This window comes from Azonexus sp. R2A61 (assembly GCF_021401135.1).
GTDB lineage: Bacteria > Pseudomonadota > Gammaproteobacteria > Burkholderiales > Rhodocyclaceae > Azonexus.
The window spans coordinates 525,142-545,771 of the sequence record NZ_JACBFO010000001.1 but is presented as its reverse complement, the minus strand read 5'-3'; the positions used below and the strand labels follow the sequence as shown (position 1 = coordinate 545,771).

General features: G+C 63.0%; 19 protein-coding genes, 1 other RNA gene and 1 riboswitch. Of the genes, 8 read left to right on the top strand and 12 right to left on the bottom strand.

Annotation, left to right across the window (positions count from 1 at the left end):
* Nucleotides 1-22: 22 nt before the first annotated feature.
* The 4 genes from L0962_RS02715 to scpA are packed head-to-tail and all read right to left on the bottom strand — an operon-like array spanning nucleotide 23 to nucleotide 6,789.
* Nucleotides 23-2,035, bottom strand: a complete 2,013-nt coding sequence (locus tag L0962_RS02715; protein ID WP_234083866.1) for an acetyl/propionyl/methylcrotonyl-CoA carboxylase subunit alpha — start codon at nucleotides 2,033-2,035, stop codon at nucleotides 23-25.
* Between the two features lie 21 nt (nucleotides 2,036-2,056).
* Nucleotides 2,057-3,592, bottom strand: coding sequence for an acyl-CoA carboxylase subunit beta (locus tag L0962_RS02710; RefSeq protein WP_234083864.1), 1,536 nt, complete (start codon nucleotides 3,590-3,592; stop codon nucleotides 2,057-2,059).
* A 28-nt stretch (nucleotides 3,593-3,620) separates the two neighbouring features.
* On the bottom strand, nucleotides 3,621-4,631 hold the full coding sequence (gene meaB / locus L0962_RS02705; protein WP_234083862.1) for a methylmalonyl Co-A mutase-associated GTPase MeaB: 1,011 nt from the start codon (nucleotides 4,629-4,631) through the stop codon (nucleotides 3,621-3,623).
* A gap of 7 nt (nucleotides 4,632-4,638) precedes the next feature.
* Complete coding sequence (gene scpA / locus L0962_RS02700; RefSeq protein ID WP_234083852.1) at nucleotides 4,639-6,789, bottom strand: methylmalonyl-CoA mutase; 2,151 nt, start codon at nucleotides 6,787-6,789, stop codon at nucleotides 4,639-4,641.
* A gap of 166 nt (nucleotides 6,790-6,955) precedes the next feature.
* Between scpA and L0962_RS02695 the strand changes: the two genes are divergently transcribed.
* Nucleotides 6,956-7,621 (top strand): GntR family transcriptional regulator, encoded by a 666-nt coding sequence (locus L0962_RS02695; RefSeq protein ID WP_234083850.1) that lies wholly within the window; start codon nucleotides 6,956-6,958, stop codon nucleotides 7,619-7,621.
* Between the two features lie 101 nt (nucleotides 7,622-7,722).
* Here L0962_RS02695 and L0962_RS02690 read toward each other — a convergent pair whose 3' ends face one another.
* Both L0962_RS02690 and L0962_RS02685 read right to left on the bottom strand, forming a co-directional pair.
* A complete protein-coding gene (locus L0962_RS02690) occupies nucleotides 7,723-9,387 on the bottom strand; it encodes a cation acetate symporter (RefSeq protein WP_234083848.1) in 1,665 nt (554 codons plus the stop codon).
* Nucleotides 9,384-9,704, bottom strand: a complete 321-nt coding sequence (locus L0962_RS02685; RefSeq protein WP_234083845.1) for a DUF485 domain-containing protein — start codon at nucleotides 9,702-9,704, stop codon at nucleotides 9,384-9,386. The genes L0962_RS02690 and L0962_RS02685 overlap by 4 nt, the downstream gene beginning before the upstream one ends.
* A gap of 129 nt (nucleotides 9,705-9,833) precedes the next feature.
* On the opposite strand from L0962_RS02685, the gene L0962_RS02680 reads away from it, so the two are divergent.
* Nucleotides 9,834-10,610, top strand: coding sequence for an enoyl-CoA hydratase/isomerase family protein (locus tag L0962_RS02680; RefSeq protein WP_234083842.1), 777 nt, complete (start codon nucleotides 9,834-9,836; stop codon nucleotides 10,608-10,610).
* Here the strand turns inward: L0962_RS02680 and L0962_RS02675 are convergent, their stop codons facing one another.
* From L0962_RS02675 to L0962_RS02655, 5 genes are all read right to left on the bottom strand, one after another.
* Complete coding sequence (locus L0962_RS02675; protein ID WP_234083840.1) at nucleotides 10,611-11,417, bottom strand: sulfite exporter TauE/SafE family protein; 807 nt, start codon at nucleotides 11,415-11,417, stop codon at nucleotides 10,611-10,613.
* Between the two features lie 2 nt (nucleotides 11,418-11,419).
* On the bottom strand, nucleotides 11,420-11,899 hold the full coding sequence (locus L0962_RS02670) for an EVE domain-containing protein (RefSeq protein WP_234083838.1): 480 nt from the start codon (nucleotides 11,897-11,899) through the stop codon (nucleotides 11,420-11,422).
* 50 nt (nucleotides 11,900-11,949) lie between these two features.
* A non-coding RNA gene (gene ssrS, locus L0962_RS02665) (6S RNA) lies at nucleotides 11,950-12,129 on the bottom strand.
* 23 nt (nucleotides 12,130-12,152) lie between these two features.
* On the bottom strand, nucleotides 12,153-12,476 hold the full coding sequence (locus tag L0962_RS02660) for a cell division protein ZapA (protein WP_234083836.1): 324 nt from the start codon (nucleotides 12,474-12,476) through the stop codon (nucleotides 12,153-12,155).
* On the bottom strand, nucleotides 12,473-12,673 hold the full coding sequence (locus L0962_RS02655; protein WP_234083834.1) for a hypothetical protein: 201 nt from the start codon (nucleotides 12,671-12,673) through the stop codon (nucleotides 12,473-12,475). Before L0962_RS02655 ends, L0962_RS02660 begins: the two co-directional genes overlap by 4 nt.
* Before the next feature lie 114 nt (nucleotides 12,674-12,787).
* Nucleotides 12,788-12,992: riboswitch (cobalamin riboswitch) on the top strand.
* Nucleotides 12,993-13,095: 103 nt separating this feature from the next.
* Between L0962_RS02655 and L0962_RS02650 the strand changes: the two genes are divergently transcribed.
* The 6 genes from L0962_RS02650 to L0962_RS02625 all read left to right on the top strand — a co-directional run bounded on the left by L0962_RS02650 (nucleotide 13,096) and on the right by L0962_RS02625 (nucleotide 19,523).
* Nucleotides 13,096-14,925, top strand: a complete 1,830-nt coding sequence (locus tag L0962_RS02650; protein WP_234083832.1) for a TonB-dependent receptor — start codon at nucleotides 13,096-13,098, stop codon at nucleotides 14,923-14,925.
* A gap of 3 nt (nucleotides 14,926-14,928) precedes the next feature.
* Entirely contained in the window at nucleotides 14,929-15,903 is a 975-nt protein-coding gene (locus tag L0962_RS02645; RefSeq protein ID WP_234083830.1) for an iron ABC transporter permease, read from the top strand.
* Complete coding sequence (locus L0962_RS02640; RefSeq protein ID WP_234083828.1) at nucleotides 15,900-16,673, top strand: ABC transporter ATP-binding protein; 774 nt, start codon at nucleotides 15,900-15,902, stop codon at nucleotides 16,671-16,673. The genes L0962_RS02645 and L0962_RS02640 overlap by 4 nt, the downstream gene beginning before the upstream one ends.
* 3 nt (nucleotides 16,674-16,676) lie before the next feature.
* Nucleotides 16,677-17,267, top strand: coding sequence for a cob(I)yrinic acid a,c-diamide adenosyltransferase (gene cobO / locus L0962_RS02635; protein ID WP_234083826.1), 591 nt, complete (start codon nucleotides 16,677-16,679; stop codon nucleotides 17,265-17,267).
* A gap of 5 nt (nucleotides 17,268-17,272) precedes the next feature.
* On the top strand, nucleotides 17,273-18,556 hold the full coding sequence (locus L0962_RS02630; protein WP_234083824.1) for a cobyrinate a,c-diamide synthase: 1,284 nt from the start codon (nucleotides 17,273-17,275) through the stop codon (nucleotides 18,554-18,556).
* A 100-nt stretch (nucleotides 18,557-18,656) separates the two neighbouring features.
* Entirely contained in the window at nucleotides 18,657-19,523 is an 867-nt protein-coding gene (locus L0962_RS02625; protein ID WP_234083822.1) for a Tim44 domain-containing protein, read from the top strand.
* A gap of 58 nt (nucleotides 19,524-19,581) precedes the next feature.
* Here L0962_RS02625 and L0962_RS02620 read toward each other — a convergent pair whose 3' ends face one another.
* The gene (locus L0962_RS02620; protein WP_234083820.1) at nucleotides 19,582-20,592 is read right to left on the bottom strand and encodes an MBL fold metallo-hydrolase; all 1,011 of its coding nucleotides are present in this window, start codon (nucleotides 20,590-20,592) and stop codon (nucleotides 19,582-19,584) included.
* Between the last annotated feature and the right edge of the window lie 38 nt (nucleotides 20,593-20,630).

The window sequence follows — 20,630 nt, the reverse complement described above, 5'->3', positions numbered from 1 at the left end:
CAACCGTGAAAAAATCGGAAAATCATTCGAACTCGATGATGATCTGATCCACCGACAGGCTTTCGCCGACAGCCGCCGAAATCTTCTTGACCTTGCAGTCCTGCTCGGCCTTGAGGATGTTCTCCATCTTCATCGCTTCGATGACCGCCAGCTTCTCGCCGGCCTTCACCTCCTGGCCGACCTTGACGGCGACGTCGCGCAGCAGGCCCGGCATCGGGGAGAGCAGGAACTTCGACAGGTCGGGTGCCGGCTTTTCCGGCATCAGCGCCAGCAGTTCGGCGGCGCGCGCGCTCATGACCATGAAGTCGGCGCGCGTGCCCCAATGGAACAGGCTGTACTTGGTCTTGTGACGCTCGACCTGCAGCGTGAAGGGCTGGCCGTTGACCGTGCCGTTGAACAGCGATTCGCCGAGCTTCCAGGCGGAACGGATTTCGTAGGACTGGCCGTTGTATACGATGTCGTAACCGCCTTCGACCGGACGCGCGGTCACCGGATGGTTTTCCTTCTGCTCACCGTTCAGACGGACCACCACCCACTGGTCGCCGACGATGCGCTCGTGGCCCTGCAGCTGGCCGGTGATCGAAGCGGAACGGTCGGTAAAGGCGCGATAGACGTAAGCGGCAACCGAGACCAGCAGGGCCGGATCGTCGTGCGGCACCATCGAGGCGTCGAAGCCGGTCGGGTAGTGCTTGGGGATGAAGCCGGTGTCGAAGATGCCGGAATGGAAGACCGGGTGCTGCATCAGCGCGGCCTGGAACGGGATGTTCGAGGAAATGCCGCGGATCACGAAGGCATTCAGCGCGTCGCGCATGCGGGCGATGGCGGCATTGCGGTCCTTACCGTGCACGATCAGCTTGGCGATCATCGAGTCGTAGAACATCGAGATCTCGCCGCCGTCGTAAACACCGGTGTCGACGCGGGTCGTGCCCTGGGCGTCGCTGGTCTCGGCCGGCGGCAGGAACTTGACCAGACGGCCGGTGGACGGCAGGAAGCCGCGGAACGGGTCTTCGGCGTTGATCCGGCATTCCATCGACCAGCCGTTGATCTTGACGTCAGCCTGGGTCAGCGGCAGCTTCTCGCCGTAGGCGACGCGGATCATCTGCTCGACCAGGTCGAGACCGGTGATCAGTTCGGTAACCGGGTGTTCGACCTGCAGGCGGGTGTTCATTTCCAGGAAGTAGAACTCCTTGGTCGCACCGGAGACGACGAACTCGACCGTGCCGGCCGATTCGTAGTTCACCGCACGGGCCAGGGCCACGGCCTGCTCACCCATCGCCTTGCGCATTGCCGGATCGACGAAGGGGCTCGGCGCCTCTTCGATGACCTTCTGGTGACGACGCTGGATCGAACAGTCACGCTCGTTCAGATACACGTAGTTGCCGTGCGAGTCGCCGAGCACCTGGATTTCGATGTGGCGCGGTTCCAGCACGTACTTCTCGATGAAGACGCGGTCGTCGCCGAAGGAGTTGCGGGCTTCGTTGACGCAGGAGGAAAAGCCTTCGTGCGCTTCGGCGTCGTTGTAGGCAACGCGCAGACCCTTGCCGCCGCCGCCGGCGGAGGCCTTGATCATCACCGGGTAGCCGATCTTCCGGGCGATTTCCACGGCGGCGTCGGGGCCGTCGATGGCATCGTTGTGACCGGGAATGGTGTTGACCTTGGCTTCGATGGCCAGCTTCTTGGACTCGATCTTATCGCCCATCTTGGCGATCGAGTAATGCTTCGGCCCGATGAACTTGATGCCTTCTTCTTCCAGACGACGCGAGAACTCGGCGTTCTCGGACAGGAAGCCGTAGCCCGGATGGACCGCTTCGGCGCCGGTCTGCTTGCAGGCGGCGATGATCTTGTCGGCGACCAGGTAGGACTCTTTCGACGCGGCCGGACCGATGCAGACGCCTTCGTCGGCCAGGTCGACGAACAGCGCGTCCTTGTCGGCCTCGGAGTAGACGGCGACGGTCTTGATGCCCATCTTGCGGGCAGTCTTGATGACGCGGCAGGCAATTTCACCGCGGTTGGCGATCAGAATTTTCTTGAACATGTTCCTTTTTCTCCCTGACGCTTACAGAGGAATGTTGCCGTGCTTGCGCCACGGGTTTTCGAGTTTCTTGTCGCGCAGCATGGCCAGCGAGCGGGCGATCCGCTTGCGGGTGGCGTGCGGCATGATGACGTCGTCGATGAAGCCGCGGGCGCCGGCGACGAACGGATTGGCGAACTTTTCCTTGTACTCGGCTTCGCGCTGGGCGAGCTTGGCCGGATCGTTCTTTTCCTCGCGGAAGATGATTTCGACCGCCCCCTTCGGGCCCATGACGGCGATTTCGGCCGACGGCCAGGCGAGGTTGACGTCGCCGCGCAGGTGCTTGGACGACATCACGTCGTAGGCGCCGCCGTAGGCCTTGCGGGTGATGATGGTGACCTTGGGCACGGTGCATTCGGCGTAGGCGTAGAGCAGCTTGGCGCCGTGCTTGATGATGCCGCCGTATTCCTGCGTGGTGCCCGGCATGAAGCCCGGGACATCGACGAAGGTGACGACCGGGATGTTGAAGGCGTCGCAGAAGCGGACGAAACGGGCGGCCTTGATCGACGACTTGATGTCCAGGCAGCCGGCCAGCACCAGCGGCTGGTTGGCGACGATACCGACCGGATGGCCGTCCATACGGCCGAAGCCGACGATGATGTTCTTGGCGTAGTCGGGCTGAATCTCGAAGAAGTCGTTGTCATCGACCACCTTGATGATCAGCTCCTTCATGTCGTACGGCTTGTTGGCGTTGTCCGGCACCAGCGTGTCGAGCGAATAGTCGAAGCGGTCGACCGGATCGTTGGTCGGCGTGACCGGCGGCTTTTCCTTGTTGTTGGCCGGGATGAAGTTCATGAAGCGGCGCAGCATGGCCAGCGCCTCGACGTCGTTCTCGAAGGCCAGGTCGGCAACGCCGGACTTGCTGGTGTGGGTCACCGCGCCGCCCAGCTCCTCGGCGGTCACGTCTTCGTGGGTGACGGTCTTGACCACTTCAGGACCGGTCACGAACATGTAGGACGAGTCCTTGACCATGAAGATGAAGTCGGTCATCGACGGCGAGTACACCGCGCCGCCGGCACAGGGGCCCATGATCATCGAGATCTGCGGCACGACGCCGGAGGCCATCACGTTGCGCTGGAAAACGTCGGCGTAGCCGCCCAGGGAAGCGACGCCTTCCTGGATGCGGGCACCGCCCGAGTCATTGAGGCCGATCACCGGAGCGCCGACCTTCATCGCCTGGTCCATGACCTTGCAGATCTTCTCGGCGTGGGTCTCGGACAGCGAGCCGCCGAACACGGTGAAATCCTGCGAGAAGACAAAGACCAGACGGCCGTTGATGGTGCCGTAGCCGATAACGACACCATCGCCCGGGGTCTTTTCGGCCTGATCCATGCCGAAATCGACGCAGCGGTGTTCCTTGAACATGTCCCATTCTTCGAACGAGCCCGGATCGAGCAGCAGTTCGAGGCGTTCGCGGGCAGTCAGCTTGCCCTTCTTGTGCTGGCTGTCGATGCGCTTCTGGCCACCGCCGAGGCGGGCCAGTTCGCGCTTCTTCTCAAGCTGGCGGATGATGTCATGCATGGAAAAACTCCCTCAATGGAACGGGTGATCAGTGTTTCAGATAGTCGAGCAGCGCATACGCGGCGGCGGCCGGTGTCGTATGCCCCGACTCGACGGAACGGGTCAGCGCGGGCAGGTTCTCCTGCACGCGCGGATGGAGACGGAAATGCTGACGCAGGCCGGCGTCGATCAGTTGCCACATCCAGGCCAGCGACTGGTGCTGGCGTTTTTGCTCGAATTCACCGGTCGACCGCAAGATTTCGCGGAATTTCTCGACCTCGGCCCAGAACTCGGTGATCCCCTGCTTGTGCAGCGCCGACAGCGCGATCACCGGTGGTGCCCAGTTGGGCGAGGCCGGACGCAGCATGTGCAACGCATTGCGCCACTGGGCACGGACAACGGCGGTCGCCTGCTTGTCGATGTCGGCCTTGTTGATGACCACCATGTCGGCGATCTCGACGATGCCCTTCTTGATCGCCTGCAGGTCGTCGCCGGCGTTCGGCAACTGCAGCAGGCAGAACATGTCGACCATGCCGGCGACCGTGGTTTCGCTCTGGCCGACGCCGACCGTCTCGATGATGATCACGTCGTAGCCGGCCGCTTCGCAGAGCAGCATGGCCTCGCGCGTCTTCTCGGCGACGCCGCCGAGCGAACCGGCCGACGGACTCGGCCGGATGAAGGCTTCCTCGCGCTGGCTCAACAACTCCATGCGCGTCTTGTCGCCGAGGATGGAACCGCCGGAGACCGACGACGACGGATCAACAGCCAGCACGGCCAGCTTCTTGCCCTGCTCGATCAACCAGACGCCGAGCGCCTCGATGAAGGTCGACTTGCCGGCCCCGGGCACGCCCGAGATGCCGACCCGGATCGCGTTGCCGGTCTTCGGCAGCAGCGCGGTCAGCACCTGCTGGGCACGCCGCTGGTGGTCGGCGCGGGTCGATTCGATCAGCGTGATCGCCTTGGCCAGCGCCCGGCGCTGGCCAAGGCTGACGCCATCGACCAGTTGCCGGTCGGCGTCCGAGAGGAGATTCGCCTGCACCGGCGCCTCGTCCAGTCTCATCCCGGCCTTAGCCGCGCGCCTTGCGGATTTCTTCGAGCACGCGCTTGGCCGAATCCTCGATCCGGGTACCCGGGCCGAAGATCGCCTTGGCGCCAGCCGCGTACAGCGCATCGTAGTCCTGTGCCGGAATCACGCCACCGGCGAAGACGATGATGTCGTCGGCGCCCTGCGCCTTCAGCGACTGGATGATCTGCGGTACCAGCGTCTTGTGGCCGGCGGCCAGCGACGAGCAGCCGATGGCATGGACGTCGTTCTCGATGGCCTGGCGGGCGGCTTCTTCCGGCGTCTGGAACAGCGGGCCCATGTCGATGTCGAAGCCGAGGTCGGCGTAGGCTGTGGCGACGACCTTGGCACCGCGGTCATGACCGTCCTGGCCGAGCTTGGCGATCATGATGCGCGGGCGACGGCCTTCTTCTTCGGCGAATTTGGCGACATCGGCCTTGATCTCTTCCCAGCTTTCCATACCTTCGACGACGCCTCCGTAAACCCCGGAAATGGTCTGGTTGTTGGCGCGGAAACGGCCGAAGACCTTTTCCAGCGCATCCGACACTTCGCCGACCGTGGCGCGCAGGCGGATCGCCTTGACGGTCAGGTCGAGCAGGTTGCCTTCGCCGCTTTCGGCAGCCTGGGTCAGCGCGTCGAGCGCGGCATTGACGGCGGCGCTGTCGCGGCTGGCGCGAATGCTCTTGAGGCGGGCGATCTGCGCTTCGCGCACGGCGTGGTTGTCGATATCGAGGATGTCGATCGCGTCTTCCTTGGCCAGCTTGTACTTGTTCACGCCGACGATGACGTCCTTGCCCGAGTCGATGCGCGCCTGCTTGTCGGCGGCGCAGGTTTCGACCTGCATCTTGGCCCAGCCGGATTCGACGGCCTTGGTCATGCCGCCCATCGCCTCGATTTCCTGGATGATGCCCCAGGCCTTGTCGGCCATGTCGTTGGTCAGCTTTTCCATCATGTAGGAACCGGCCCACGGGTCGATCACATTGGTGATGTGCGTCTCTTCCTGGATGATCAGCTGCGTGTTGCGGGCGATGCGGGCCGAGAACTCGGTCGGCAGCGCAATCGCTTCGTCGAGCGCGTTGGTGTGCAGCGACTGGGTGCCGCCGAAAACCGCAGCCATCGCTTCGATGGTGGTACGGACGACGTTGTTGTACGGATCCTGCTCGGTCAGCGACCAGCCGGAAGTCTGGCTGTGCGTGCGCAGCATCATCGACTTCGGGCTCTTGGCGTTGAAGCCCGACATGATGCGGTGCCAGAGCAGGCGGGCGGCGCGCATCTTGGCGATTTCCAGGTAGAAGTTCATGCCCACCGCCCAGAAGAAGGACAGGCGGCCGGCGAAGGTGTCGACGTCCATGCCGGAAGCGATGCCGGTGCGCACGTATTCCATGCCGTCGGCCAGCGTGAAGGCCAGTTCGATGGCCTGGTTGGCGCCGGCTTCCTGGATGTGATAGCCGGAAATCGAGATCGAGTTGAACTTCGGCATGTTCTGCGCCGTGTAGGCGAAGATGTCGGCGATGATCTTCATCGACGGCTTGGGCGGATAGATGTAGGTGTTCCGCACCATGAATTCCTTGAGGATGTCGTTCTGGATCGTGCCGGAGAGCTGCTCCTGCTTCACGCCCTGCTCCTCGGCGGCGACGATGTAGCCGGCGAGGATCGGCAGCACGGCGCCGTTCATCGTCATCGACACGGAAATCTTGTCGAGCGGGATGCCGTCGAAGAGGATCTTCATGTCCTCGACCGAGTCGATGGCCACGCCGGCTTTGCCGACGTCGCCGGTGACGCGGGCATTGTCCGAGTCGTAGCCGCGGTGCGTGGCCAGGTCGAAGGCCACGGAAACGCCCTGGCCGCCGGCGGCGAGCGCCTTGCGGTAGAAGGCGTTGGAGGCTTCGGCGGTGGAGAAGCCGGCGTACTGGCGGATGGTCCACGGCTTGACCGCGTACATCGTCGGCTGCGGGCCGCGCAGGAAGGGCGCGACGCCGGGCAGGGTGTCGGCGAATTCGAGGTTCTCGACGTCCTGCTTCGTGTACAGCGCCTTGACGGCAAGGCCTTCGGGAGTATTCCACACCAGGTTGTTGACGTCGCCACCCGGGGACTGTTTGGCCGCGGCCTTTTCCCAGACATCCAGGTTGTTGGAATCAAAGAACTTTTCAGACATGAAACACCTCTCGCCGATTCGATTTTTTCGGGCCGATGATGCAGAATTCAAAATTCTACGCGCTTGGACCCTGCTTGACATACCAAGCCCTACATAATACTGTATCCATAATTATGGAAGCAAGTCGGCCAAGCACCGCATTGCTCACACCAAAGACATCGAGACAATGAACCGCATTGCTCCTACAGCGCTGTACCAAGAAGTCGCAGAACGCCTGCGGCAACGCATCTTCGCCCACGAACTGACGCCGGGCACCTGGATCGACGAGCAGAAGCTTGCCGAACAGTACGGCATTTCGCGCACGCCACTGCGCGAAGCGCTCAAGGTGCTGGCTTCGGAAGGACTGGTCGAGTTGAAGCCGCGTCGCGGCTGCTACGTGACCGAGATTTCCCGCCAGGACCTCGACGACATCTTCCCGCTGATGGCCATGCTCGAGGGACGCTGTGCCGCTGAAGCCGTGGCCAAGGCCGGTGCCGGCGATATCGAGGCGCTGAAGGAAATTCACGAACGGCTTGAGGCGGCCGCCCGTGACGGCCGTATCGATGCCTTCTTCGAAGCCAATCAGGAGTTCCACCGGAAGATTCAGGAACTCTCGGGCAATCGCTGGCTGCTCAGCGTGATCCAGGATCTGCGCAAGGTACTGAAGTTGTCCCGACTGCATTCGCTGTCGCTGGAAGGCCGGCTGCAGCAGTCGCTCGACGAACACCGGCGCATCGTTGCCGCCCTCAGTACACGCAATGCCGAGGAAGCCGAAAAACTGATGCATGACCATTTGCTGTCCGGACGCGAAGCGCTAGCCAAAATGGAAGCCAAGCTCGAAAAGGCCGCCTGACCCCTCAAGGGAAAAACCGCCCATTCTTGCGGTCGACCGCAGCCAGACCATAAAAAACCCCCGGTGTTTCCGCACCGGGGGTTTTTCGTTGCAAGCGCCGGTCAGTGGTTGGAGGCCGCCGCAGCACCGTAACCGGTCTGCGCACGAACATACTGATCCTCAAAAGCTTCGATCTCGGCACTGGCGCGCACGCTGCTGTCGCTCTTCGAGAAGATCCAGGCCATCAGGAAGGCGATCGGCATGGCAAACAGGGCAGGCTGCGTGTAGGGGAAGATCGGCGCAGCATTGTGCAGGACATCGACCCACACCGACTTCGACAGGACCACGAACAGGACCGCAGAAATCAGGCCGCTGTAGCCGCCAAACAGGGCACCGCGCGTCGTCAGCCCCTTCCAGTACATCGACAGGATGAGTACCGGGAAGTTGGCCGCGGCGGCCACGCCGAACGCCAGACCAACCATGAAGGCGACGTTCTGCGTTTCGAACAGGATGCCGAGGACGATGGCGATCGCGCCAAGCACGATGGTGGCGAACTTCGAGACGCGGATTTCCGAAGCCTCGGAAGCCTGCCCCTTCATGATCACGCGGGCATAGAGGTCATGCGAGATGGCCGACGCACCGGCCAACGCCAGACCGGAGACCACGGCCAGGATGGTCGCAAAGGCCACCGCCGCGAGGAAGCCGAGCAGCATGTCGCCGCCCACCGCCTTGGCCAGGTGCATGGCAACCATGTTGCCGCCGCCGATCAGCTTCTTGCCGATATCGCCGCCTTCGAAGAATTCCGGGTTCTGGCCGACGATGATGATCGCGCTGAGGCCCATCAGGAAAATCACGTTGAAGAAGTAGGCGACGAAACCGGACGCGTAGAGCACGGACTTGCGTGCTTCCTTGGCGTCGGTAACGGTGAAGAAACGCATCAGGATGTGCGGCAGGCCGGCCGTGCCGAACATCAGGCCAAGGCCAAGCGAGATCGCGGTGACCGGATCCTTGAGCAGGCCGCCCGGGTACATCAGCTTGTCGCCCAGCTTGTGCACCGACATCGCGTTGTCCATCAGCTTGCTGAACGAGAAGTCGAACTGGCTCATCGCCAGGATCATCACCAGCGTACCGCCGGACAACAGCATGCAGGCCTTGATGATCTGCACCCAGGTCGTTGCGACCATGCCGCCGAAGGTGACATAGACCATCATCAGGATGCCGACGGCAAAGATCGCGATGTTGTAGTCGAGACCGAACAGCAATTTGATCAGTTGACCGGCGCCGACCATCTGGGCGATCAGGTAGAAGCAGACGACAGTCAGCGAGGAGATCGCGGCCATCGTGCGCACCTTGCCCTGATCGAGGCGATAGGCGGTGATGTCGGAGAAGGTGAACTTGCCCAGGTTGCGCAGGCGTTCGGCCATCAGGAACAGGATCACCGGCCAGCCGGCGAAGAAGGCCATCATGTAGATGTAGCCGTCGTAGCCCTGGCCGAAGACCATGGCGGTCAGACCGAGCAGCGTGGCGGCGGACATGTAGTCGCCGGCAATCGCCAGACCGTTCTGGAAGCCGGTGATGCCGCCGCCGGCGGTATAGAAGTCAGCCGTCGACTTGGTCCGGCTGGCCGCCCAGTAGGTGATGCCCATGGTCATTGCGACGAACAGGCAGAACATGATGATGGCGTGCCAGTTGGTCGCCTGCTTTTCGGTGGCGCCCACCGCATCGGCGGCCATTGCCACACCGCTCAAGGCCAGCAGGCCGAGCAAGGAAATCCATTGGCGCATCATTTGTTCTCCTTCCAGGCTTCTTGAACGATCTGCTGCGTGAGCGCATCGAATTCGGTGTTTGCGCGACGCACATACACGGCGGTCAACACCCAGAAGAAAATGAACATGAAGAGTTCGACGGCGACGCCGACCGTCAGCCTCGAACCTTCGGCGACCGGCTGTCCGAGCGACAGCGGATTGAAGGCCACGACCATCACGAAGCCATAGAACATGGCCAGCACGATGATCGCCAGCGTCCAGGCGAAACGCCCGCGCTTGGCGACGAGTTCCCCGAATTTGGGATTTCCCCGCATCCTTTCGTACATTGCGCTACTCATGCTTGTTCTCCCTAATTAATAATTACATGATTACGGCGGCGTAATTATATCTTATATAAGACATTGCAACCTGACGGCATGCGTACACGGCCGGCCAGATTCATCATTTTCTTCAGGAAATACAGCATCATGGGCAACATCGACCTCTCCCGCGACGGCGAAACCGTCACCCTCAGCCTGAACAATCCGGGCAAGCTGAACGCCATCGATCTGGCCATGTGGCGCCAACTGAGCGAAAACATGCAGAAACTGGCGGTCGACCGCAGCGTTCGCTGCGTCATCCTGCGCGGCGCCGGCGAACAGGCGTTCGCCGCCGGCGGCGATCTGGAGGAATTCGTCACCGCCCGCGCCACACTAGAACAGGCCCTGCATTACCACGCCGAAGTCGCCGCCGCCTTGCATGCCATTGCTGATTGCCCCCACCCGACAGTCGCCGCCATCCTCGGCCCCTGTATTGGCGGCGGGCTGGAAATCGCCGGTGCCTGCGATCTGCGCATCGCCGGCGAGGGCGCCAAATTCGGCGCCCCGATCAACAAGCTCGGTTTCTCGATGTATCCCGGCGAAATGGAAGGCCTGTTGCGCCTCGCCGGCGCCGCGGTGCTCAAGGAGATACTGCTGGAAGGGCGGATTCTCGGCGCCCGCGAAGCCTACGAAAAAGGTCTGCTGACGCGCATCGTCGGCGATGCGCAGGTATTTGCGGAAGCCCAGGCCTGCGCCCGGCGCATCGACCAGGGCGCGCCGCTGGTCGCCGGCTGGCACAAGCAGTGGATCCACCGCCTGCAGGACGGCCGACCGTTGTCGGACGAGGAAAAAGCCGCTTCCTTCGCCTTCCTGGAAACCGAGGATTACCGGGAAGGGCTCGCCGCCTTCCTGGAAAAACGCAAACCGGTCTTCAAGGCCCGCTGATCAGCCCGTCAGCACGGTGTGCAACATCTTCGCCGACAGGAAGATCAGCACGCCGGCAAACACCTTCTTCAGCGTTGCGACCGGCAGGCGATGGGCCAGCCGGGCACCGACCGGCGCGGTGAAACTCGATACCAGGCTGATCATCAGCAGGGCGGGCAGATAAACATAGCCGAGCGACCCGTCCGGGAGGCCGGTCGCGCTCCAGCCGTTGATCAGATAACCCGCGGCTCCGGCCAGTGCGATCGGCAAACCGATCGCTGCCGAGGTCCCGATCGCGTTCTGCATCCTGACATTGCACCAGGTCATGAAGGGAACCGACAGCGATCCGCCGCCGATCGCCACCAGCGCCGAAATGATACCGATCACCCCGCCGACGCCGGCCATGCCGACCGGGCCCGGCAAGGCACGCGACGGTTTGGGTTTGGCATTGAGGATCATCTGCAAGGACACATAAGCCATGAAACAGGCGAAGAAGATCGCCAGAGGCAGGGTTGGCACGCCGGCCGCGATGAAAGTCCCGGCAAAGGTCCCCAGCAAGACCCCGGGGGCAATGCGGCGGACGATATCCCAGCGCACCGCGCCATGAGCATGATGGGTGCGCAAACTGGACAGCGACGTCAGCACGATGGTCGCCATCGATGTTCCAAGGGCCAGATGCACCAGATGATCGTGCGCAAACCCTTGCGCCGCGAACATCGTGGCCAGGATGGGCACCATGATGCCGCCACCGCCGACGCCCATCAGCCCGGCAAAGAAACCGACCACCGCACCAAGCGCAAGATATGCCGCCAACCATTCGACCGCCATGACTACCCCCTGAACCGATTCAGCCCGAGCAGGCCACCGGCGATGAACTGCCACTCCGCCGGCGTCACCGGCGTGATCGACAGACGGTTGCCCCGCGCCAGCACGGGCATTGCGGTCAACGCACTGCAAGCACGCATTTCCGGCAAACCCAGCAGACGCGTACGAGCCACGAAACGAACATCGCGCAACCACCAGCGCGGCTTGTCCGGCGACGATTTCGGGTCGTAATACCTGTCGACCGCAGAAAACTGCGTCGGATCCGGATAAGCCGCCGAACAGATCTCGCAGATGCCGGCGATACCGGGTTCGGCACAGCTCGAGTGATAGAAGAAGGCGAGGTCGCCGACGTGCATCGCATCGCGCATGAAATTGCGCGCCTGGTAATTGCGCACACCGGTCCACGGAAAGGACCGATCGGGTTCGGCAGCAAGATGCGCGATCGACACCTCGTCCGGCTCCGATTTCATCAGCCAGTACTGCATTCGCCACTTCCGGAAATGAAAACAGGTGGCAATGCTGCCACCTGTCGAATAAAGCCCCCGCGAGTGCCGTCAGGCCGGCATCCTGAACCGGGGTTCAGAGTGGCTGCTTTCCATCCGCATCAGGCACATTCGACGAAGAACGCGCACAACAGCGGGGTTTTGGTCCGCAACCGATGCCAATCAGCATTGGTTCAAGGAATATATGGCCTTAACGAACACCGCAGGGAACACTGGCGGGGTTCCCCGCAACGACTCAGAGATCGAGCTGCTGCTGGGACGCCAGCACGGCATCAAGCCGTGCTCCCATGTCTTCGATTCTACGCTTTGCGTCCGGCGACGCAACCGTTTCCTGCACGCCGTCCTGCGGGACGGCCAGACGCTCATGCGCGATGTTCAGCGCCGCCATCACTGCAACGCGCTCGGCTATCGTGCTTTTCGTGCGCTGGGCAATCTCGCGCATCTTGTTGTCCACCAGATCGACCGCCGACAACAGGGCGTCGCGCTCTTCCGGCAGACAGGCCACACGGTACTCGCGGCCCATGATCTTGACGTCGAGAAAGTTCGGCTCGCCGCTCATTGCGCATCCTCGGGAATCTTGTCGACCAGGCCTTCAAGACGCTCGCGGGCGGCTGTCATCGTGGCCCGCAGATGAAGGCGTTCGGCCTCGGCAGCCGCCATCTGGTTCTTCAAGACATCGTTCTCGGCGCGCAACTGGTGGACCAGGGCGACGACCTGTTCGATCTTGGCTTCGAGCGCTTCGAGTTCGCTGTTCATGGCGCGCACTATAGAGGGACAAATACTGCATGGTCAAGGACTAAGCGGCTATTTTCAAAGTGTTTTATACGCATACATCACCGCCATCCCTCGCCGGGAACGGTCGGTACATGTAGAATGCGCGCCGTGTCAGGTGCCGCGCACGGATTCTCCACGCGCGGTTAAACGGGAAAGCGGTGCGTCTCCCACGAGATCATCCCGCTGCTGCCCCCGCAACGGTAAGCAAGTGCGGACCATCAACAAGCCACTGGGGAAACCTGGGAAGGCGATGCGTCAAGACTTGCGAGCCCGGATACCGGCCTGGGACACATGCGGAAGTGCCACGGGGTGGTGGCGCCGGTCCTGGACCAGACACTCCCTCCCGACGCTTCCTGTCCAATGCTTACCGGCATGCGGGGACGCCCGCCGGGAAAGGGGAAATCATGCAATTTCGTCTCACCCCCATCGCAGCGCTGCTGCCTTTCGTCATCGTGCCGCTTGCCGGCGCAGCCGAGCAACTCGCCGCCCTCGACACGATCACCGTCACCGCAACCCGCCAGGCGGCCAGAACCGCCGAAGTCCTCTCCGATGTCACAGTAATCGAACGGGAAGAAATCGAACGCAATGCCGGTGGAACGATCATCGACCTGCTCGGCCGTCAGGCTGGCGTGCAAATCGCCAGCAGTGGCGGGGCCGGAACCACGTCCAGCTTGTACTTGCGCGGCGCACGTCCGGATCAGACCAAGATCCTGATCGACGGGCAGCCCATCAATTCGGTCGATCTGGCGGGATCGCCGTTGCGCTTCATCCCGTTGGCCAATATCGAACGCATCGAAATCTTGCGCGGACCGGGATCGACGCTGTACGGGGCCGATGCGGTCGGAGGCGTGATCCAGATTTTCACGCGCCAGGGCAGCCCGGGACTGCGGGGCGACGCTTTCATCGGCTACGGCACCCAGGACACTTTTCAGGCCAATGCCGGCCTGTCGGGCGGCGGCGAACACTGGCGTTTCCGTATCGAAGGCGGACACGATGAATCGCAGAGCTTTTCCGCCCAGAAGAACGCTTCGAACCAGGATGCGGACAGGGATGCCTACCGCAACAGCAGCGGCGCAGTGTCGGCATCGATCATTCCGTTGAAAGGACATGAAGCCGGTTTCAGCTACCGTCAGAACGAAGGGCGCGCCCACTACGACAGCGGCAACATCCCGGCCAACGGTACCTTCGACAGCTACCTCGATTTCCGGACCAGGCAATGGCAGTTGTTTTCCAACAATCGCCTGAGCGATCGCTGGAGCAGCAAACTTCAGTACGGACGCACCCTCGACTGGCAGAAGAATTTCGCCTCGTGGGCGCCGCAGGGCAGCTATTTCGAAACGGAAAACCGTCAGCTTTCCTGGCAAAACGACATCACATTGCCATTCGGCAACAAACTGCTGCTCGGTGCCGAACGCCTGGAACAGGAAGCGGTTTACGAAGGCGGATTCGACGGCAAGGAAGTCGACAACAAATCCTACTTCGCCGGCTGGACGGGCAACTGGCGGGCCCACCGCTGGCAGGTGAGCGCCCGCCACGACAACCATTCCCAATTCGGTGACAAGGGAACCTATGCCCTCGCCTATGGTTACCAGATCCTGCCGCAACTAAGGGCCCAGCTCAGTTACGGCACGTCGTTCAAGGCGCCGTCCCTGTATCAGCTTTACGACCAATGGTCCGGCAACGCGCAACTCAAACCGGAAGAAGGGCGCAACCGGGAAGCGGCGCTCGTCTGGGATAACGGCAAGCAGAGCGTATCGGCAACCTACTACCTGAACCGGGTCGAAAACATGATCGACTGGAACGCGGGCACTTTCCGCTACCAGAACACTTCCAACGCCCGGCTGCAGGGCATCACGCTGGATTACAACCTGCGTTTCGACGACTGGACCGTGCACGCAAGTTACGATTGGCTGAACGCGACCAATGACGATACCGGGATGCGTCTCGGCCGCCGGGCCAGAAACAAGGCGCTGCTCGCCATCACCAAATCCTGGGGCGCGTTTGAAACAGGCGTCGAAATGCTCGGCGTGGGAAGCCGCTACGACGACAACAACCAGAGCAATCGCTTGGCCAGTTATGGTCTGGTCAATTTGACCGGGCGCTATGCGATCAACAAGGAACTGGCCATCGAAGGGCGCATCAACAACCTGTTCGACAAGGACTACGAACTGGTCCGAGGCTATGCCACCGCAGGCATCAACGCTTTCATCGGCCTGCGTTACACGCCAAAATAAGCCATGCCTTCCCGCCGCCGCGCCCTGCTGATTCTTGCTGCACTGACCCTGTCGACCGTGGCCGGCTTCAGTCTGGCGCTGATGGCCGGCAGTTTGCGGGTAACGCCGGGCGAAGTGCTCGGTGCCTTGCTCGGCCAGGGCGGCAGCGGCGACATCGCCCTGCAACTGCGGCTGCCGCGGGCGATCGCCGCCTTCGCCTGCGGCGGCCTCCTGGCACTGGCCGGCGCGCTGATGCAGGTGCTGCTGCGCAACCCGCTGGCCGACCCTTATGTCCTGGGGATTTCCGGCGGCGCCGGCGTCGGGGCCATGCTCGCCATCCTGTTCGGCCTGCCGTTGCTTGCCGTCGATGCGCTGGCCTTCGCCGGCGCCCTCGGGGCGACCTTCCTGGTATTCGGACTGGCGCACGGCGACGGCAGCTGGACGCAGACTCGGCTGCTGCTCACCGGCGTCATCGTCGCCGCCGGCTGCGGCGCCCTGATCGCGCTGATGCTGGCAATCGCCGAGGAGGGCAAGCTGCACGGCATGCTGTTCTGGCTGATGGGCGATCTCGGGCAGACTTTCACCTGGTGGCCGGCACTGCTGGCGCTTGCCGCCAGCCTGCTCTGTGCACTGCCCTTCGCGCGCGAGATGAATCTGCTGGCGCGCGGCCAGATGCAGGCGCAGGCACTCGGCGTTGCGGTCGACCGGCTGCGCCTGGTGATTTATCTGCTGGCCTCACTGGCCACCGCGGCATCGGTGACGACTGCCGGATCGATCGGTTTCATCGGCCTGATCGTGCCGCACCTGGTACGACTGGCGATCGGCAACGACCAGCGCCTGCTGCTGCCGGCTTCGGCGCTGGCCGGCGGCAGCCTGCTGGTGTTTGCCGATACCGCTGCCCGCACCCTCATCGCACCGCAGCAATTGCCGGTCGGCGTGCTCACCGCGCTGATCGGCGTGCCAGTCTTCCTGTTCCTGCTGTCGAGGCAACCGAAATGAGCGTACCGCTGCTCGAAGCCCGCCGGTTGTCGGTTGAAATCGGCGGCAAAACGGTGGTCGACCGCATCGATCTGGCGCTGGCGCCCGGTGAGCGACTGGCCATTCTCGGTCGCAACGGCGCCGGCAAATCGACCCTGCTCGCCACGCTGGCCGGATTGCGTCCCCCCGCCGCCGGCGCCATCCTGCTCGGCGGCGAGGACGGCAGCCTGCTGGCACCGCGCAGCGCGGCACTGCGCCGTGCCTGGCTCGGCCAGTTCCAGTCCGACCCGTTCGGTTCGAGCGTACTCGAGACCGCCCTCACCGGACGCCACCCGCATCTCGGCCGCTGGGACTGGGAAAGCCGACACGACGCACAGATCGCCCGCGACGCCCTGCGCTCGGTCGGGCTCGCCGGCATGGAAGCGCGCCAGGTACACACGCTTTCCGGAGGCGAACGACAGCGTCTGGCGATTGCCACCTTGCTGGCCCAGGAAGCGCCGCTCTACCTGCTCGACGAACCACTCTCCCATCTCGATCTCAATCACCAGATGGCGGTGCTCGAACTCTTTGCCGCCACTGCCCGAACGCGGCAGGCCGGTGTCGTCATGGTCCTGCACGACCCGGCGCTGGCACACCGTTTCTGTAATCGCGCACTGCTCGTCCATGGCGACGGGCGCAGCCTGAGCGGTTCGGTCGACAACATCCTGACGGCCGGCACGCTGTCCGAACTCTACGGCCACAAGCTGCGTCAGCTCGAGGACGCCGGCCACCGTTGTTTCATTCCGGAGTAAATCATGACCCAGACCCACGAAACCCGCATGCAACGGAAGAAGGCGGTGATCGATGAAAAGATCGCCGCGGCGCAGACCGAACGCGGGGTGCTGGTGGTGCATACCGGCAACGGCAAGGGCAAGTCGTCGGCGGCTTTCGGCGTCGTTGCCCGGGCCCTCGGCCACGGCATGAAGGTCGGCGTCGTGCAGTTCGTGAAAGGGCGCTCGGATACCGGCGAGCAAGCCTTTTTCCGGCGCCAGGAGGGTGTGCTCTGGCACACCGGCGGCGAAGGCTTCACCTGGGAAACCCAGGACAAGGAACGCGACGCACGCGCCGCCCAGGCGGCCTGGGACGTGGCCTGCGGCCATCTGGCCGATCCTGCGGTCGACCTGGTCGTTCTCGACGAAATGACCTACGCCTTCAAGTACGGCTGGCTTGACCTCGCAGCGGTCATCACCCGCCTGCTTGCCCGGCCGCCGATGCAGCACGTGATCATCACCGGCCGTGCGGCACCGCAGGCCTTGCGCGACGCTGCCGACACGGTGAGCGACATCGCGATGGAGAAACATGCCTTCCAGGCCGGGGTCAAGGCGATGCCCGGCCTGGAGTGGTGAAGTCCATGGCGAGTTGCCCCGCGCTGCTGGTTGCCGCCCCCGCCTCGGGCCAGGGCAAGACCACCGTCGTCGCCGCGCTGGCCCGGCTGCACGCCCGCCAGGGGCGGCGCGTCACGGTATTCAAGTGCGGGCCGGATTTCATCGATCCGCAGATTCACGCCCTGGCCTCCGGTCGACCGTGCCAGAACCTCGATTTCGGCATGTGCAGCGAAACCGACGCAGCCTGGCGGCTGGCGCGCGCCGCCCAAGAATCCGATCTGATCCTGATCGAGGGCGTCATGGGCCTGTTCGACGGCAAACCGTCGGCCGCCGACATTGCCATGCATTTCGGCATTCCGGTGATGGCACTGATCGATGCCGGATCGATGGCCCAGACCTTCGGTGCCGTCGCCCACGGCCTGGCCAGCTACCGACCGGAACTGCCCTTTGCCGGCGTGCTGGCCAACCGGGTCGCCAGCGTCCGTCACGCCGACTTCCTCCGTAGCAGTCTGCCCGATGGCATGGACTGGTTCGGCGCCTTGCCCAAACAAGCCGACAGTCTGCCCGAGCGGCATCTCGGCCTGCTCCAGGCCAGCGAGATTTCCGACCTGACACAGCGCCTGGACCAATTGGCCGATGCACTCGCCGCCACGGCTACGGTCAACCTGCCCGCACCGATCGATTTTCCGGACATCGCGCCGCCGGTTACACCGCCGCTGCTCGCCGGACAACGCATAGGCATTGCCCACGATGCGGCCTACGGCTTCATCTATCCGGCGAACCTGGAAACACTGCGGGCACTGGGCGCTGACCCTGTCTTCTTTTCTCCGCTGGCCGACGAGCCGCTACCTGCCTGCGATGCCGTCTGGCTGCCAGGCGGCTATCCGGAAGTCCATGCCGACATCCTTTGCCGACGCTTCGCCTTGTGGGAACAGTTGCGCAACCATGTTGCCCGCGGCAAGCCGATGCTCGCCGAGTGCGGTGGCATGATGAGCCTGTTCGAGGAGATCGTCGGTGTCGATGGCCGGACACATGCCTTCGCCGGACTACTCCCGGGACGAGCCGTCATGCAGCCGAGGCTGAGCGCCCTGGGCACCCAGTTCGTGACGCTTCCGGAAGGAAACCTTGCCGGCCATACCTTTCATTTCTCCCGCAGCAGCACGACGCTCGATCCCCTCTGCCATGCTCAAACGCCGGATGGTCGCAGCGGCGAGCCGGTGTGGCGCCAGCAAAGGCTGACGGCTTCCTATCTGCATCTCTACTTCCCTTCGAATCCGTTGGCCATCGCCCGGCTTCTTGGCAACGAATAATTCGTTTTTTCCGAAGCAAAAAACAGCAACAACCCGGTTTTTCGATTCCCCGATCCGGGCTAAAGTTGCCGACACTTAGCGCCCCGAAAGGAGACATCCCATGAAAAACCTGCTCGCCATGGCTGCAGCCGTCATCATCGGCTTCACCATCAACATCGACCACGCCGAGGCCAAGCGCCTCGGCGGCGGCAGTTCGCTCGGCATGAAACGCCAGGCGACCCCGCCAGCCAACAACGCCGCCCAGGCAACGCCGGCCAGACCGGCAACCCCGGCCGCCACGCCGCAAACCCAGCCCAAGCGTTCCTGGATGGGGCCGATCGCCGGTCTCGCTGCCGGTCTCGGCCTCGCTGCACTGGCCTCGCACTTCGGTTTCGGTGAAGAACTGGCCAACTTCATGATGATTGCCCTGCTGGCCTTCGTGGCCATGGCGGCCATCGGCTATTTCATGCGCAAGAAGGCGACTTCGCCCGCCCAAGGCATGCAGTACGCCGGGGCCGGCGCGCCTTTCGGCGGGCAGCCCGGCACGGCTCGTGAATTCACGCCGGCCGACGGCAGCGCGGCCAACCCGGCCATGCAAGCCGCCAGTGCAAGCATCCCGGCCGACTTCGATGCCGAGGGGTTTGCCCGTACCGCCAAGGTGAATTTCATTCGCCTGCAGGCCGCCAACGATGCTGCCAACCTCGACGACATCCGCGAATTCACGTCGCCCGAGATGTTCGCCGAGATCAGACTGGCCATCGAGGAGCGCAAGGGCGCCAGCCAGGAAACCGATGTCGTCAATCTTGAAGCCCAGGTCATCGACGTCGCCGAAGAAGCCGGCCGCTACATCGTCAGCGTGCATTTCAGCGGCCAGATTCGCGAAGTGCGCAACGGCCCGGTCGAAGCCTTCTCGGAAATCTGGCACATGAGCAAGCCGATGGATGGCAGCCGCGGCTGGGTCATCGCCGGCATCCAGCAAGTCCAGTAAGCGTCCGTCCGGTCGCTTAACCCGCCTTGGCCGAGGGCTCGCCCTCGGCCTTTTTTCGTCAGAACGCGGCGGCTTCGGCCTCCAGATAAGCCAGGCTGACGTATTTCCCGATATTGTTCTCGAACCCCTTGGTCGCCTTGGCCCGACTGGCGACCCGCGGGTCGCGCAGCACCAGGGTCTTCGCTGCTTCCAGCGGCTGTCCGGCTTCAACCGCCTTGACGCAACTTTCGTAGATGCCTTCGAAGACGGCCCGGTTCCAGGCCAGTACACCGGGCCCGGCTTCGCCGTGGCCGGGCAACCAGATCGCCGACGGCGCATTCTTCTCAAGTTGCTCGTAGGCCTTCAGCGTGCCGGCAAAGGAACCATGATCCATGTTGGCAATCCGGCCGTTCATCGCGACATCGCCGATACAGGTCAGTTTGTCGCCGACGACTTCGACGCAGATGTCGTAAGGGGTATGCGCCTTGCCGTAGTGATGCAGGCGCAGGATCAGGCTGCCGAATTTCAGTTCCTGACCATGGTCGACCGCAGTATTCGGCGCAACCACGCGCGTGCCGACCGTCGCCTGGTTGGTCCATTGCTCCATCAGGGTTCGCCAGCTGCTGCCTTCAAGACCTGCGATTTCGCGGATGGTGCCGGCATGGGCATAGATGGGCATTGCGCCGTAGGCCTCGACGAAGGCCTGATTACCGAGGAAATGATCGCCGTGATAGTGGGTGTTGATCACTGCAACGACCGGCTTGCCGAGCACGGCCTTGATCTGGCGGACAGCCATCTCGCCGATCTGCACCGAAGCACCGGTATCGACGACGACGACCCCTTGGGGCGTATCGATGCAGGTAATGTTACACATCATTCCCTGGTTTTCCGGCGTCGGAAAGCCATCCGGCGAGAAGATCATCCAGACATGAGGCGACAACTGGCGTAACGGATGATCCTTGACTGCCGGCCCGCGGACAAAATTATCGACTTCCTGGGCCAATGCCGCGACAGCCTGCCAGGGGGCGAATTCAACAGCTGTCAGGGCCGAAAGCCCAAACGCCGAACGCACGAACTGCCGCCGATCCATAAGAGTCTCCTGAATTATTAAAATAGCCGTTATCTTCG